The organism is Pseudovibrio sp. Ad5 (assembly GCF_001623095.1).
In the GTDB taxonomy this organism is placed as follows: domain Bacteria; phylum Pseudomonadota; class Alphaproteobacteria; order Rhizobiales; family Stappiaceae; genus Pseudovibrio.
This window is the reverse complement of the sequence record NZ_LMCH01000011.1, coordinates 22,010-37,755: the sequence shown is the minus strand read 5'-3', so window position 1 is coordinate 37,755 and position 15,746 is coordinate 22,010. Positions and strand designations below refer to the sequence as shown.

At 48.3% G+C, this 15,746-nt stretch carries 10 protein-coding genes; all 10 read right to left on the bottom strand.

Annotated features, from left to right (window positions below):
* Positions 1-2 precede the first annotated feature (2 nt).
* The 10 genes from PsAD5_RS07165 to PsAD5_RS07120 all read right to left on the bottom strand — a co-directional run bounded on the left by PsAD5_RS07165 (position 3) and on the right by PsAD5_RS07120 (position 15,366).
* Positions 3-1,235, bottom strand: a complete 1,233-nt coding sequence (locus PsAD5_RS07165) for a porin (protein ID WP_063291600.1) — start codon at positions 1,233-1,235, stop codon at positions 3-5.
* Between the two features lie 486 nt (positions 1,236-1,721).
* Positions 1,722-2,795: a porin gene (locus tag PsAD5_RS07160; RefSeq protein WP_063291599.1), complete on the bottom strand. Its 1,074-nt coding sequence runs from the start codon at positions 2,793-2,795 to the stop codon at positions 1,722-1,724.
* 769 nt (positions 2,796-3,564) lie between these two features.
* Positions 3,565-4,617 (bottom strand): porin, encoded by a 1,053-nt coding sequence (locus PsAD5_RS07155; protein WP_063291598.1) that lies wholly within the window; start codon positions 4,615-4,617, stop codon positions 3,565-3,567.
* A 610-nt stretch (positions 4,618-5,227) separates the two neighbouring features.
* Complete coding sequence (locus tag PsAD5_RS07150; RefSeq protein ID WP_063291597.1) at positions 5,228-6,391, bottom strand: porin; 1,164 nt, start codon at positions 6,389-6,391, stop codon at positions 5,228-5,230.
* A 762-nt stretch (positions 6,392-7,153) separates the two neighbouring features.
* Positions 7,154-8,518, bottom strand: a complete 1,365-nt coding sequence (gene phnE / locus PsAD5_RS07145) for a phosphonate ABC transporter, permease protein PhnE (RefSeq protein WP_063291628.1) — start codon at positions 8,516-8,518, stop codon at positions 7,154-7,156.
* 11 nt (positions 8,519-8,529) lie between these two features.
* Complete coding sequence (gene phnE / locus PsAD5_RS07140) at positions 8,530-9,405, bottom strand: phosphonate ABC transporter, permease protein PhnE (RefSeq protein WP_063291627.1); 876 nt, start codon at positions 9,403-9,405, stop codon at positions 8,530-8,532.
* A gap of 95 nt (positions 9,406-9,500) precedes the next feature.
* Positions 9,501-10,427, bottom strand: coding sequence for a phosphonate ABC transporter substrate-binding protein (gene phnD / locus PsAD5_RS07135; protein ID WP_063289228.1), 927 nt, complete (start codon positions 10,425-10,427; stop codon positions 9,501-9,503).
* Between the two features lie 40 nt (positions 10,428-10,467).
* Positions 10,468-11,313 carry a phosphonate ABC transporter ATP-binding protein gene (phnC, locus tag PsAD5_RS07130; protein ID WP_063291596.1) on the bottom strand — a complete coding sequence of 282 codons (846 nt, stop codon included), beginning with the start codon at positions 11,311-11,313 and terminating at the stop codon, positions 10,468-10,470.
* Positions 11,314-11,711: 398 nt separating this feature from the next.
* Positions 11,712-14,498 carry a bifunctional aconitate hydratase 2/2-methylisocitrate dehydratase gene (locus PsAD5_RS07125; RefSeq protein WP_063291595.1) on the bottom strand — a complete coding sequence of 929 codons (2,787 nt, stop codon included), beginning with the start codon at positions 14,496-14,498 and terminating at the stop codon, positions 11,712-11,714.
* Positions 14,499-14,973: 475 nt separating this feature from the next.
* Positions 14,974-15,366, bottom strand: coding sequence for a DUF302 domain-containing protein (locus tag PsAD5_RS07120; protein ID WP_063291594.1), 393 nt, complete (start codon positions 15,364-15,366; stop codon positions 14,974-14,976).
* Positions 15,367-15,746 lie beyond the last annotated feature (380 nt).

Here is a 15,746-nt window from a genome sequence, read left to right as displayed (position 1 = left end):
TCTTAGAAGGTTCTCTGAACTCTGAAGAGCGCACTAGCCTCATCAAAGTCTTTTTCATCCTCCGGCGATGTTCGTGCATAGCCAAGGTCAACACCCATTTCCATTCCGCTGACAGGTGACCAGACCAGATCCCAATCCAAAGCAAACCGATCGAAGTCAGGAAGCGCAGCGCCAGTTGGTGTGTCAACAACCGCGTAACTCGCATCAAAGTCTGTCCGCACTTCAGGCGTCACATAGTGCGTAAGTCCACCTGAAAACGATAGGGCCTCGGTCTTTCTGGTATCGCCGTTGATGTAGTAAGCGTCAAAAACTTCATCGTCATCAATACCCACATAGGAAACTGCACCGTTTCCATACTGGAACTGCAGAGCCATAGCATCCTGATTACCCATCTGAGGGAGGTTAATAATCGCCCCTGCCCCCAACGCCCATCCAACTTCACCAGGCACATAAGCTGCGTCTGGTCTGATGTTCGTCACAGCCGCCGCGAGCTTCGCACTGCCCCAGTCACCATCCATCCGGAAGGCCGCTACAGCATCAGGCGCCTTGTTCCCAGCCTTTCCGTTTTCGCTCGCAACACCCGTAAACACGCCATGCGCACGGTAAACAGGATCCTCAATAGAAACGGTAACGGAAACACCACCATCAAACACTTCCGTGTAAGCTGCGGCCCAGGAGTTGGTGTCCGACCAATCGCGATGCACAGAGCCAAAGGTAGCGCCCGTAAAGAAGTCAAACAGAGAACCAGTGCGCCCAATCGTAAAGCCACCAAACTGAATATAAGCTTTGTTCAGATCCATTTCCGGAGAGTCACCATATCGTTCAGTGTCTGAATCCACTGTCGCTCTAAGCTCAGAAAAAGTGCGAACAAACCCAAACTCGGTCTCTGATCGCGCATCCATGCGGATGTAGGAGCGAGCACGAAAGCGCATCGAGTTCAAATCACGCCCTTTAGGATCATCATCAACCACGCCGCCCCAGTTACTCGGCTTTTTGGGAAAGCGTCGATACTGCGCATCGGTACGTACCCGACCACTCAAGCGCAGGCACGTCTGCGTACCAGGGATAAAGAAAAACCCCTCACCATACGCATCACAAACCTGCACATAGTCTAAGGGTTCCACCAGATTGAGCGGCTCAGGCTCAGCCTCAAAAACAGGTTTAGGCAAGTCTGTAGCCTGTGCTGTAACTCCGAATGACAGCAAGACCGGCAGGAATATCAGCTTCTTCGTCATAGTATTGAACCTCCATCCGTCACTCGGAGTAGCCCAATGCCCACAAATGCAGTGATCAAAATCAGCTGCAATGACTACCCCTGTGCAACTAGACAATTACGCCAAGGTTCAATTTTCGCAATTACTATGGATTGGGCAGGATTATCTCACCCAATCGAAACGGGCAGGAAGTTCAACTGAGCAAAATTTCACAGCTTGGGAGGTCACCATGGCGTAATACTCATTGAAAACTTAAGTATCGCGCACAAATGGGAAAGCCCGGCGGGTTGGAACCGCCGGGCCTGAGAGACTGATTGAAAGATCAGGATATATGAACTTCAACCAGATATAGATTAGAAGGTTTTGAGCTAAACCAAAACTCATAAAATCTTGAAGTAGTACCTTCCTATACCGCCTACACATGCAAGTCTGTGGCAAGTATCACATCAAGGCTTTATGAAAGTAGTCCCGGCGACACCGCCGCCGAGACTCTCAATCTAAGAAATCTTAGAAGGAGTACTGTACGCGAGTGGAGATTTTTGCTTCTTCACCATCGTCTGAATCACGAGCTACGCCACCGTCAAGCACGAACTTCAGGCCAGCTACAGGTGAGTAAACCACAGAACCGTTTACAGTTGTCTTGCTGAAGTCCTCATCGTCTTGATCAAGAGCAGAGTAGGATACATCAAGAGCAGCTGTCACTTTGTCGGACAGGCCAGCTTCGAGACCAGCAACCAGATTGTAACCAGTTACACCATCTGCATCGCTAGCACCTGTTTTGTGAGTACCACCGATGTAAGAAGAAGCAGAGTCAGCATAAGCAGCACCGAAGCCAACTTTGACACTGTCAGATACGCTTGCTTCAACCTGGCCAGCAACAGCGAAACCGTAGTCATCATTTGAGTAAGCATGTGCCGCTGCAAATACAGATGCAGAGAACATGCCTTGCGTCATGGACAAACCAGCTTCAAAGTTAGCGTCTTTGGTTGCACCGCCGTATGCGTCAGAATCCAAGATGCCGAAAGAAGCAGTGATGCCATTACCAAGATCGGCTGTTGCAGAAATCTGCAGTACATCTTCACCGCCCGCTACTGGACCAACTGTTCCGATTTCAGAGTAACCGCCAAATGGATCGAATACACCTCCGGAACGACCAATGAGAACAGAAACGTTATCAAAGCCTAGCTGAAGGTATGCATTACCCAGACCAACAACGCCTTGGTCACCGTCATCATTCTTGTCATCGTTCCAAGTTGCAGTCAGTTCAGTGTAGGTTTTGATCGATGCGAACTCAGTGTCTGTCATAGACTCCAAGTAAATATAACCACGAGCATACGCGTCGTAAGCATTAGCAGCTGTAGAGTAATCTTTAGTCAGGTCATGAGTGGTGAAATTGGTGCGAATGCGACCATGTACACGGATGCAAGTGTCCTGACCTGGCAGCTGGAAGTAACCAGCACCGAATGCGTCACATGCCTGCACGTAGTTTACTGGCTCAGCAACTACTGGAAGGTCAGCAGCCATTGCTGGAGTTGCTGTTGCAGCAGCTGCTGCTGCGATAGCGATTTTCTTGAAGTTCATCACAAGCTTCCCATAGATTATGGATTTTAAACATTATTTAAAACAGATCATCAAACCGCAATTCAGGTGCGAACACCGTCATCAAACGTGTCTGAACTGTCCCCATGAACCCTCCGCTACAATTCAAGTGCCTACTTGAAGAGAAAGCCCCCTGAAGGTTCGTGAGGAGAAATTACAATGTTAGGAGTTTTAGGCAAGCCCAATCAGTTTTAATATTTGCCTATTTCTACTTGTCACTTTTAACGTGTGTGTTTTTTACAACAGGAGATTCAGGTAAGTCCAGCTAGTTCATCATGCTCAAACATTTTCAGCCAGTCTCTTAATGCAAGCGGGGCGACACCAAAATCCCTCAAGATACACCGAAAAACCATTGTATTTCAATTAGATACAAATAGAAAAGGATGCAAGTATCAATAAGCAACCAGTAAAAAGAAGACTCCTTGAGATTTTAGCACTTAGAAGCATCTGTATGTGAATAAACACCCTGTAGAAATAGGCAAACTCAAGAGTGTTCTATCTCCAAAATAAGATGTAGCAGAATCATGCAATGCAAATAAAATATTTAAAATCTCAAAAAAAAGGACAGGCATAGCACACGTTCCTGCAATTGCATTCAAAGCGTCGCCGAACCCATAACAACCAACAGTAGAGCCCTGCTGCGCGCGCCTTGAACTCCGACAGATCAAAATCAACAAAAACCCCGGCAGCTTAAGCTACCGGGGTCATCTGAAACTAGATAGCGATTACGCTACCAAATTTCCACACCAGATTAGAACGTGTACTGTACACGTGCACCGATCTGGGAAGTTTCTTTGTCGTCTTTTGCAATATCAGATTCTACATCTGCATAACCTGCTGCAACAGCGAAGGTCAGACCGGAAACTGGGCTATATGCCAAAGAACCGTTGATCGCTGCAGTGCTCTCATCTGCTTTGTTATCCAGATCCTGGTAGGAAACGTCCAGAGCAGCAGTCAGTTTTTCAGAAAGAGGAACTTCGATACCACCGGAAAGTGCGTAACCAGTTTCCTCAGCGTCAGCAGCGATGTACTTACCAGCTTCGTCTGCGTACTGTGCCTGGAAGGTGAACTCAGCACCCTCTGACAGCATATCCAGGTTAATCGCAAGAGTTGCACCAGCAGCGTAACCGTAACCTTCATGAGAAGCCTGGTCATGAGCAGCTGCGGCTACTTTAAAAGAACCCCAACCCTGAGAGATCTTCAATGCACCAACAACGTCTGCGCCGCTATCTTCACCGCCACGGTAAGTAGCGTCTTCAGCAGAGATAGTTGCAGTCACGCCGTTACCGAGGTCAGCAGTGAAAGAAGCCTGAAGCGTAGACTGATCAGAGTAGGCGTTGCCGACAGGACCAATCCAAGTGTAACCTGTGAATCCGTCAAATGCAGATGATTCACGACCAAACAGGAAAGAACCGTAGTCCATGCCGAGCTGTACGTAAACATCACCAGCTTCGATTTCTTCGTCAGTAGTATCGTCAGACCATTTCGCTGTCAGCTCTGTATAGGTCTTAATTGTACCAATTTCAGAGTTGGTCATGGATGTGAAGTATAGATAGCCTTTAGAGTAAGCCTCGTATTCATCACCTTCATCGTCAGAGATGTTACCAGATACAACCTGTGCACGAATACGACCGCCGAGCTTGATGCAAGTGTCTTTGCCTGGCAGCTTGAAGAAGCCTGCGCCAAATGCATCACATGCCTGTACGTAGTCAACCGGTTCAGCTGCTACTGGCAGATCTGCTGCCTGAGATGAAGTTGCAACGGCAGCAGCTGCTGCAGCGAGTGCAAGAGTTTTAACGTTCATAATCCTGACCTTCCAATGTCTCTCAATAGAAAGAAGAAACTGGCGTGACCTGTTTGGAGCAGCTCACATTTCCTCTTTTCCCTGCGACACGAGAACCAGAGAGGCTCGCCATAATTTGGCAAAGCATTCAATCGGCTCGACCGCGTCGATGGACATATTGATGCCCGACGAGATGGAAGATCGCAATATCAACCTAGTAGTTTGAAAGGGGAGAAACATCACCACGCTAAAGTAGTGTGTTTTTTTTGACACACCAGCTTGTGTGGATACCCGATACACTCAACTCAGACACCACAGATCATAGCCGTTCTAACTTCCTCTAAACCATTGAATAATATTATATAAATAACATCACAGCACTTCTAGATTGGTACATTTAACTGCTAGACAAACGTAATTCCCCTGAACGCGCGCAAAAAATTACGCACTGGGGATTAAAATGCCAACTAAAATTTAATATGCAAATTCAAAATAGAAATAGGCAAGAGTACCCACATGCACATGGCCTCAAACAGAGGAACCCGGTGGTTTTGGACACCACCGGGAATGAGAGTCATTGGAAAATCAGGATTATTGAAAGTCCAATGAAGGTCTAAGGCTTAAGTCAGCCTTAGAAAGAACGCTGTACGCGGAAGTTCAAGACAGCAGCGTCTTCCTTTGAAGAACGATCTTCGTCTTTCTGCTTCCAGCCAGCACCAGCAGAGAACAGCAGACCAGAAACAGGACGGTATTCCATAGTTCCGGCAACAACAACTTCGTTAAAGTCAGCCATGATTGTTTCTTCGCCGGACTCTACGTCCAAGTAAGAAGCTTCAACACCGGAAGACAACTCGCTTGTCCAGTTGTGCATGTAACCACCAGCAACAGACCAAGCTTTGTTGGTTTCAATATCACCATCAGTGTTAAGGACTGCGTCTGCAATATCGCCTTCAGCTCCAACATAAGCCATAGCACCGTCTGCATAAGCAGCCTGGAAGTTGATCACGTCGCCAGGAGCAATCATGTCAAGATTGAAACCAACAGCACCGGCAACAGCGTATCCAACTTCAGAGGAGTCACGACCAACTGATGTATCAACCTTGGTTACAGCACCAGAAAGACCAGCATAGCCCCAACCCTGATTCAACAGAACCTTCGCAACAAAGGAAGGAAGAGTGTTACCTGCTTTATTCAGATCATCAGCACCAACGTCTACGCCCTGCTCACGATCAGAATTGTCTTCAATAGAAGCAGCAATCGTCAGGCCATTACCCAATGCGTGGGTATAGGACGCCTGCCATACAGTGTCATCAGCCAGGTGACGATCAAACAGGTTGGAAGCCAGTTCGCCAGTCCAAAGATCGAATGCAGAAGTTGCAAGACCGAAAGTGAAGCCACCAATCTGAACATAACCCTTGTCCAGTTTAACACCTGCAGAATCACGTGAGTCGGAATTAGAAGTGTACTGGAAATCCATGTATGTACGGATCAGACCCAGCTCAGACTGTGTACGGGTATCAATACGCAAGTTCGCACGGGAACGGAAGTTGTGGTTGTTGTCTTCTCTGCTGTAATCTTCATCGTCCAGCAGGTCTGTAAAGCGTGCTTCAACACGAACACGGCCGCCGATTTTGATTGCAGTTTCAGTGCCTGGCAGTACGAAGAAACCTGCACCGTATGCATCGTTGATGCGAACGTAATCTACTGGTGCGATGTCAGCTGGAAGATCAGCAGCCTGAACGGAAGTTGCAGCGGCAGCAGCAGCTGCTGCGATTGCGATAGCCTTGAAATTCATAATTCTAACTTTCTTTAAAACCAGAGCAGCTCGACCACATGTCGATCCCTGACCACTCTGGCTCCCCACTTGCGCATTCTGATCAAAGCAATGTTTGAAACATCACTTTACTCAGCGGGCACCGGTAAGTGCGCCCCGCGCTGTTCACAACATCAATATTTGTGATCTTTGGCTTTTAATCAATAATTCAAATGAAGTTTGAAAGTCATCGAAATACGATGTGGCACAAATAACACAGGGAATTCAGGGAAGGTAAGCCAAACTAAGAACGGCAACACGTACTAGAAACAAACTATTTCAAAGCAAAAGTGAAGATTAAACCCATAAATTATTGTTATATTCAGAGTTGCTGGAGAGGTGTTGAGACGGGACCGGCATAACTTAAGAAAAACAAACAAAAATCATCACTTTTTCAGTCAAAAACCTATTATCTCAAAACCTTTTCCTTCCAAGTCAGCTGCAACTGACTGCAAGCATACATCAACAACAACAACAAATAATAATACATCAATAATTTTGATATTAAATACATAGACTCCACACAACCCATAAAAACACATGTAAATCAATAAGTTAACTAAACTCACATAGACCCACTGCGATTTATCGGCCTAAAACGCATTAACTTTTGCAGTCTATACGATGTGGACAAATCCACCTCAGCGAGCATTTTTCACGCAAAGGACAACTGACTGCCTACCAAAAACAAAGAGGGCAGCCACTTGAGTGACCGCCCTCCTCCATAAAACTGAGTGTTTTGTCCTAGGCTTGGCCTTCAATGAGTTTGCGACGTAACCATCCTGAGAGTTGATCCATCATCATCACCACCACAATGATCAGAAAGATCAGGTAGAGAGTGTTCTCCCAATCCTGTCTGGTTCGCATAGTCTCTATAAGCTTTAGGCCTATTCCCCCTGCTCCCAATGCCCCAATCACAGTGGCACTGCGTGTATTGCTCTCCAGATAATAAAGCATCTGAGATATAAAGAGAGGTAGGATTTGCGGAAACAGCCCGAACCGGTATTTCTGAACCGGAGAAGCTCCCGTTGCTTGCACGCCTTCCGCCTGTTTCTTATCTGCATTCTCAATCGCCTCAGAGAACAGCTTGCCGAAAGTACCCGTATCGGTAAAGAAGATCGCAAAAATCCCGGAGAGCGGCCCAAGCCCGAACGCCCGTATAAAGATGAGCGACCAGATAAGCATATCGACCCCGCGTAGGAAATCGAAGAACCGGCGCACGCCTGTTCGCGCCAACCTCACCGGATTAACATTCGCAGCAGCAGCAAACGCAAGCGGCAATGCTAGAATACCCGCAATCAAGGTACCGACCACGGCCATGATGAGAGTTTGCAGCAATGCGAAATAAACCTCCCCATGCTGCCACTCGCTGTTCATCCAAAACTCATTGAACATAAAGCGCAGGTTGGAAACATCAGGATCCAGTCTTTCCGAAGAGAACGCCAGCGACATCAGCTGACCAGCACTCAGTCCGTTCAGCTTGCTGTCAAAGTCAAACCAGAAGTTCTCCCACCCAACGAAATAGCGATGCACCTCAACTTTGCTCTTTGTCAGCCAGATACGTGTATATAAAGAGGGCCGCGCATTAACCTGGGTTTTCGAGACCTTGAGCCAGTCAGCTTCAGCTCCACCAATAAACTGCGGAACCCCATCTCCAACCTTGAATGTAAAAGGCTCACCAAACTCTGGATGAGTGTAAGTCACCACATCATCTGCAAAGTGAAGCACCCCATCTTCACCGAGCAGAATGGAGGATTGCCCACGTGATTGCTCAATCCAATCTGGCTGCTCTTTATATATAGCCCGTCTGTTGCCCTCCAGACTGACAACAAATCCCTGATCAGCCTTCTTGAACTGATACTTTGCATGCACCTTGTGGGCATAAGCATCCAGTGCAAACAGTTGAGCCATGTCCCCACGAGCCTTCTCCATCACGCCCGGAACATCAAACGCGAAAAAGCAGAGAGCCAAATAAACAACAACCAACAGCGACAGCACCGGCCCAAGCAAGCGCTTTTTCAAATCCAGCCCGAGAACACCGGGATACTGCTCGTCCAACCGTTGCTCTTCATGATGCGACGTCCCACGCAAGGCACTAATATCTGTCATAGAACGCTCCATCAAACTTGCCCCGTCTGACCAATAAGTTTTTGTCGCATCCAGCCGCTGAGGTAATCGATGGACGTGATTGAAAGAACCAGCATGAAAATGATGACAAGAATGTCAGCTCCATAGTTCCAATCGACAACCATCTTCAACTCAGCACCAAGACCACCAGCCCCGACAAACCCAAGGATCGCAGAGGCCCGTACGTTCACTTCCAACCGAAGCAGCGTGTAAGACAAAAAATTCGGAAGCACCTGAGGCAGAATGCCAAAGCGAATTTGCTCTAACCAGTTGCCACCTACACTGCGAATGCCTTCAGCAGCCTTCAGGTCACAGTTCTCATTCACCTCAGAAAACTGTTTGGCGAGTGCACCAATTGTATGCGTTGTCACCGCAATCACAGCTGCAACCGGACTTGGCCCAAAAATCAGAACCAGCAACAGCGCAATCACAATCTCTGGAAACGCGCGAAAAATATCCATCACCCGGCGCATCGCTGCAACGGCAAGCCGATTGCTCATCAAGTTACGGCTCGCAACAAAACTCAGCGCCCCGCCCAGAAAAAATGCCAGAAGAGTTGAGACCAAAGCGATGTTGACGGTCTCGATTAGGTACGGAAGATATTGAAGAACAAGTGCGAAGAGCCCAATCAGCCCTTCCTCATAAGCACCAATGAACAACTCAGCCGGATAATCAAAGAATTTACCCAAGCCTGTCCAAAAGCCACCAGAATTTGCTTGGTCCGCAACAAACAAGCCACCGAAGATGCTCAGGACACAAAGGCCGAGCAGAGAAAGAGTATATAGCGTTCGGCGCCGGGCAACACGCTCATAGGCCTGAGAAATCTCGGCCAGACGGGAAGCTTCGGCAAGCGCCAGATGAGCGGCCACTTCAACATCCTCCAAACAGGGAAATGATGAGAGCCACCACGGCCCCCATAAAGAAAGGGCGCAGTCAGATCCGCGCCCCTTTATTACTCTGAGAATTAGTTAGCTTTTTTTGCTTCAATCTTACGGCGACGCGCTTCAACAATGGTCTTGTAGAAGTCGTGGTTCACTTCCACGAAGTCAGCGTACTCACCACCCTGTGCGGAGTAGAAGCACTCGGTGTTATCAGTCACCATGGACTTCAACGAGGCAACAACCTTCTGCTTTACGTCAGATGGAAGCGACTTACGTACAACAAGCGGACCATTAGGGATCAGCGGAGACTGCCAGACCTGAACCAGATCAGACATATCAACCATGCCTTTATCTACCATCTTACGCAGATTACCAGAGGTGTAGCCCTCTTCCCATTCGCCAACGCCAGATGCCCAGGTGACGCCACCGTCAACATCGCCATTCAAAACAGCAAGAACGTTCTGCTCGTGTCCACCAGAGAACTGCGTAGAGGCAAAGTACTCTTTCAGGTTCAGGCCCATATCGTCAAACGCAACAGAAGGAACCAGATAACCGGAGGTGGAGTTAGGGTCAGCAAAGCCCATGCGCTTGCCCTTCATGTCTTCCAGCGTTTCAATGCCAGAATCCGCACGAGCAACCAAAACAGAATAATAGCCTGTTGCGCCATCTGTCTGCTTGGTGGTCAGCACTGGCTCAACAGCATCAGGAGCTGACAGATAAACAGCGGAGTAACCGGAAGCGCCAAGCTCGGCATAATCCAGGTTACCACCCTTCAGGCCTTCAATAGTGCCAGCATAATCAGCAGCTGGGAAAAGCTTAACCGGAACACCCAGCAGCTTTTCAAAGCGATCAACCAGACATTGATTGGAACGAAGGCGGTCCGCTTCGTTTTCACCACCAAGAATACCAATGCGGAATTCAGTGATTTTCTCTTCAGCCAGAGCCATAGGCGCAGCAAGAAGGGTCGTGCTAACAGCAAGAGCTGCAGCAACTTTACCAATGATTTTCATCAGAGCACTCCAATATCAGAATAAAAATCTAAAACCGCTGCTATTCAGCAGCAGAGACGACAGGCGAAGCATCACCTTTCGCCAGTTCCAGGGCAGCGATTTTTGCACCTTCGCTACCAAGAGAAGTTGAGGTCATCCCCTCCTCAAAACTGTCGTCAGCACCGTAGATCTCACGGGCCACTGCGGTCGATAGCTCATCCGGTTTCCCATCAAAAACAATCTCACCATCGCGCATACCAATCACGCGGTCGCAGTAGTTTCGAGCAGTATCAAGAGTATGGAGATTACAAATAACTGTCAGGCCATCTTCCGTGTTGATCGCCTTAAGAGCGTCCATCACCACCTGCGCATTCATCGGATCCAGCGAAGCAATCGGCTCATCGGCCAAAAGCATTTTCGGTTCCTGCATAAGAGCACGAGCAATCGCAACACGCTGTTGCTGACCACCAGAAAGATTTTCGGCCCTTTTCAAAGCCGTTTCAGCAATACCAAGTCTTTCAAGTTTCAACAGAGCCTGAACCCGCTCTTCACGAGTGAACAGCTTGAGCATGCTTGAAACTGTTCCGTGTGCATTCAAACGCCCCAACATAACGTTGGTTAAAACATCAAGGCGAGGAACCAGGTTGAACTGCTGAAAGATCATCGCGCAATCACGCTGCCAGCGGCGCTTATACGTCCCCTGTAAAGCAAGCACATCAACACCATCAACAAGGACACGCCCATCGGTTGCCGGGGTAAGTCTGTTGATCATCCGCAGCAACGTGGATTTACCCGCACCAGAACGACCAATAATGCCGATCATCTGAGGCTTCTCAACAATGAAACTCGCCCCTTTGACAGCAACATGCGCGCCAAATTCTTTTCTAACGCTTTCAAACTGGATCAAGAGTCCAACCCCGGTACCTGTTAAAATTTAACGTACTAGGCACACGCGATTGTTACAGCGAAATGACGCTCACTCACAAAGCAACCCCGTCAAAAAACCGTCACACCCCACCTCCCCCACATAGCTGGCAAAACGAGCATTACATTACGTTTCTATGACAGAAGGAAAAACCAACCGGCTTTCAAACCAAGGTATCGAAACTCTGCTTTTCAGGGAATCAAAAACCGTCGATTGAACGCTAAGCACTCTGAATGCTCAGTAGGGCTGAGCACCTAACTTCTGAAAGCATCGACATTAAAAAAGCAAATGGGCGGTACTGTTAGGTACCGCCCATTCGAATATAAATTAGTGCTGTTTGCCAGCTGCTAGGTCTAAGGCCGCTATCCTGCGATTAGACCCTAGAAGTGAACTGACTTCGCAGCAGCAGGTTTCTGGAGTGGTGGGGCGAACTTAGTGAGGTCGATGCCTTCCACTGCTGCCTTGTACTCATCCATGTTTGGAGTTCTGCCGAGGATTGCGGAAAGAACAACAACCGGAGTGGACGCCAGCAGGGATTCACCCTTTTTCTCAGAGGAATCTTCTACCACACGGCCCTGGAACAGGCGGGTAGAGGTTGCCAGAACGGTATCCCCCTTAGCAGCCTTCTCCTGGTTACCCATGCAAAGGTTACAGCCAGGACGCTCCAGGTACATAATGTTTTCGTATTCGGTACGTGCTGTTGCTTTTGGCAGTGCATCATCGAATTCGAAACCGGAGTACTTCTGCAAAATTTCCCAGTCACCTTCTGCCTTCAGCTCATCAATAATGTTGTAGGTTGGCGCTGCAACAACAAGCGGAGCATTGAACTCGACCTTACCGCCGTCTTTCTCAAGGTTCTTGAGCATCTGAGCAACAATCTTCATGTCGCCTTTGTGCACCATGCAGGAACCAACGAAGCCCAGATCAACCTTCTTGTCACCACCGTAGTAGGAAACAGGACGGATGGTGTCGTGGGTGTAACGCTTGGAAACGTCATCATTGTTCACGTCAGGATCAGCTATCATTGGTTCATCAATCTGATCCAGATCGACAACAACTTCAGCAAAGTACTTCGCGTTGTCATCAGGTGTCAGCGCAGCTTTCTCGCCAGACTTGATTTCTGCAATGCGCTTGTCTGCTTTATCGATCAGGCCTTGAAGAACTTTGGCATCATTTTCCATGCCTTTGTCGATCATAATCTGAATGCGGCTCTTCGCAATCTCAAGTGATTGAACCAGAGTGTCATCCTGAGAGATACAGATGGAAGCTTTTGCCTTCATCTCAGCAGTCCAGTCAGTGAACGTGAACGCCTGGTCAGCAAGCAAAGTTCCGATGTGAACCTCAATAATGCGGCCCTGGAACACGTTATCGCCAAACTGCTTCAGCATCTGAGACTGTGTTGCATGCACCACATCGCGGAAATCCATGTGGTTTTTCATGGTGCCTTTGAAAGTCACCTTCACAGATTCAGGGATCGGCATGGTGGCTTCACCAGTTGCCAGTGCCAGCGCCACGGTGCCAGAATCTGCACCAAACGCAACACCCTTAGACATACGGGTGTGGCTGTCGCCACCGATAATGATCGCCCAGTCGTCAATGGTGATGTCGTTCAGCACCTTATGGATCACGTCTGTCATGGCGTGGTAGACGCCTTTTGGATCGCGCGCGGTGATCAGGCCAAACTTGTTCATGAACTTCATGAGTTTTGGAATGTTAGCCTGCGCTTTCAAATCCCAAACAGATGCAGTGTGACAACCGGACTGGTAAGCACCATCAACAGTTGGAGAAATGACGGTTGCCGCCATGGACTCCAGTTCCTGTGAGGTCATCAGACCAGTGGTGTCCTGAGAACCAACGATATTCACTTTCACACGAACGTCAGAACCAGCATGCAGAGTTGCACCCGGAGTTGCGCCAACAGCATTGCGGTTGAAGATCTTCTCAACAGCAGTCAGGCCCTGACCTTCATGAGAGATCTCTTTGGCCGGAGCAAAAGCGGACTTCAGTTCAATGCCAAGTGTTTCAGATGCAAAAGTCTGCAGCTTTTTACCAAACACAACAGCATAGGAGCCGCCAGCTTTCATAAACTCAACTTTTTGAGGTGTGAACGCGGAAGAAACATCAACCAGCTCTTTATCACCGTCATAAAGCTTCTTGGTTTTAGTGTTGATGGTGAGCACCTTACCAGTCTCAACTGAGTAGGTCTGCTCAAGAACAGGATCACCATTTCCATCCAGAACGGTGTTGCCATCAGCGTCCTGTTTCTTAACCCAGTTTTTCAGGTCAAGCCCGATACCACCGGTCACGCCAACAGTGGTCAGGAAGATTGGAGAAATGCCGTTGGTGCCAGCAACAATCGGCGCAATGTTCACGAAAGGAACATATGGGCTTGCCTGTTTACCAGCCCACAGCGCAACGTTGTTTACGCCAGACATACGGGAGGAGCCAACGCCCATGGTGCCTTTTTCAGCAATCAGCATCACGCGCGCATCAGGATTTGCTTTCTGCAGTTCCTGAATTTCCGCCTGCGCTTCAGGTGAGATCATGCACTTGCCGTGCAGTTCACGGTCAGAACGGGAGTGTGCCTGATTGCCAGGAGAAAGAAGGTCGGTTGAGATATCGCCTTCACCTGCGATGAAGGTCACGACTTTGATTTCTTCGTCTACGTCAGGAAGCTTTGTGAAGAACTCAGCCTTTGCGTAGCTTTCCAGAATGTCTTTTGCAATCGCATTACCTGCTGCAAAAGCTGCCTTCAAACGCTCGGTGTCTGCCTCATACAGGAACACCTGGGTTTTAAGGACATCGGCAGCCTGTTGCGCAACAGACGCGTCATCGCTAAGCGCCAGGTCAAGAAGAACCTCAACAGAAGGGCCACCCTTCATGTGAGACAGCAGTTCAAAAGCGAAGGACTGAGAAATTTCCTCAACAACAGAGTCGCCAAGAATGATCTCTTTCAAAAACTTCGCCTTTTCGCCAGCTGCGCTGGTTGTGCCTGGCAAGGTGTTGTAGATAAAGAATTTAAGGGAACCGTCTCTGTGTTCGTTCTTGAGATCTTTAATCTGCGAAATGATCTCATTCACAAGTGCGCCATCTTCAATCGGCTTGGGGTTCAAACCCTCGGCTTTTCGAGTGTCAATCTCATTCAAGTAGTCAGTGTACAAGCTCATGATTATTCCGACGCATTTGTGTTAGACGATTTATGTTTGGTGTATCCTGAACTCTATGTCAAAACCATCTCTGGCAAACCGGTCCAAGTTTGTTGTATGCGGTCGTATACCAAATGACATTGGCATGCAAGATGTTTCCAGCAGTTGCAGAGCTCCAACCCCACCCGCATCACTAACAAGCTTATCTATCCACGCAGCCCCAGAACAATAAATTCTGCGAGAGGCTCATTCTGGCAGGCTTTGCCGCCACCCTACTCTTCATCGCCCTAGCCCTTGAACAGACAGTAATTGAGGCAAAACACAGCATCCCTGCGGACTTCATCACCGCACAATTTGCCGCGCTCAAAACCGGGTAAGGAGGCTAAAATGGACCTCGCCCCACGCCGCAAAAAAGCACCACCCATATTTAAAAAAGCCCAGAGCCCTTTTAAAGACCCTGAGCAGACTGAAATTCTTGATCTGGTATCGAATTCGACTACTTGGCAGCCTTGGAGGTCAGCTTCGCCAAAACACCGCGCATTTTTTCGATTACCGGAGACTTATCGACATTATCCAGATCCTTCATTGTTTCTTTCGGATCTTCATAAGCCAACCAGACCTGCCCCTCAGAATCCTCATAGACCTGCACTTTAAGTGGCAGATACAGGCCTGCCCGTGGGTCGATCTCCATCGCAGGTGTACCAAGTACCGGATTACCGAAAATCAGCAACTGGTTCGCCGGAATGGACATGCCAACTTTTTCAGCTCCCGCAGCATGGTCAACACGAGCAAATATTGTTGCACCTGCTTTCCTGGCAGTAGCCTCCAGAGCATCCATAGTCTCTTGCACTGCTTTATTGGTATCGACCTTGATAATATCTTGAGCCATGACGGGATACAAACTCCCAAGTATTAGCGCTGAAGCCAGAAACAAACTACGCAAATCACTATCCTTCTTGTGAAATTAATCCGGCTTCGAGGAACATATAGCCAAATACGCCAGAAGCCCGACTTAGATAACCAAGCCCTTCCCCTACCGGAGTTTGATTATTTAACTATGGAAATATTCTAGCTACATATAAATTATTTTCACATGATCGTGTCTGATAGACTGATGGGTGTGGGATGGAGCGTGCTGCAACTGCGGACTGAAGGTTAGCCGAGTAACAGTGTGATCGAAGCTTACAGCTTCTGCGCATTTGGCATGGCACATATGACCAAGAGCAGACATTCAACGACCATCATACTCTCAGTATCTCACTTTGCTAG

What these genes read in the sequence shown, in the direction of transcription:
- PsAD5_RS07120 (WP_063291594.1), bottom strand. Translation starts at nt 15,366, where the DNA reads ATGGCTCAAGATATTATCAAGGTCGATACCAATAAAGCAGTGCAAGAG.
- phnD (WP_063289228.1), bottom strand. Translation starts at nt 10,427, where the DNA reads ATGAAAATCATTGGTAAAGTTGCTGCAGCTCTTGCTGTTAGCACGACC.
- PsAD5_RS07125 (WP_063291595.1), bottom strand. Translation starts at nt 14,498, where the DNA reads ATGAGCTTGTACACTGACTACTTGAATGAGATTGACACTCGAAAAGCC.
- PsAD5_RS07155 (WP_063291598.1), bottom strand. Translation starts at nt 4,617, where the DNA reads ATGAACGTTAAAACTCTTGCACTCGCTGCAGCAGCTGCTGCCGTTGCA.
- PsAD5_RS07165 (WP_063291600.1), bottom strand. Translation starts at nt 1,235, where the DNA reads ATGACGAAGAAGCTGATATTCCTGCCGGTCTTGCTGTCATTCGGAGTT.
- PsAD5_RS07160 (WP_063291599.1), bottom strand. Translation starts at nt 2,795, where the DNA reads ATGAACTTCAAGAAAATCGCTATCGCAGCAGCAGCTGCTGCAACAGCA.
- PsAD5_RS07150 (WP_063291597.1), bottom strand. Translation starts at nt 6,391, where the DNA reads ATGAATTTCAAGGCTATCGCAATCGCAGCAGCTGCTGCTGCCGCTGCA.
- phnE (WP_063291628.1), bottom strand. Translation starts at nt 8,518, where the DNA reads ATGACAGATATTAGTGCCTTGCGTGGGACGTCGCATCATGAAGAGCAA.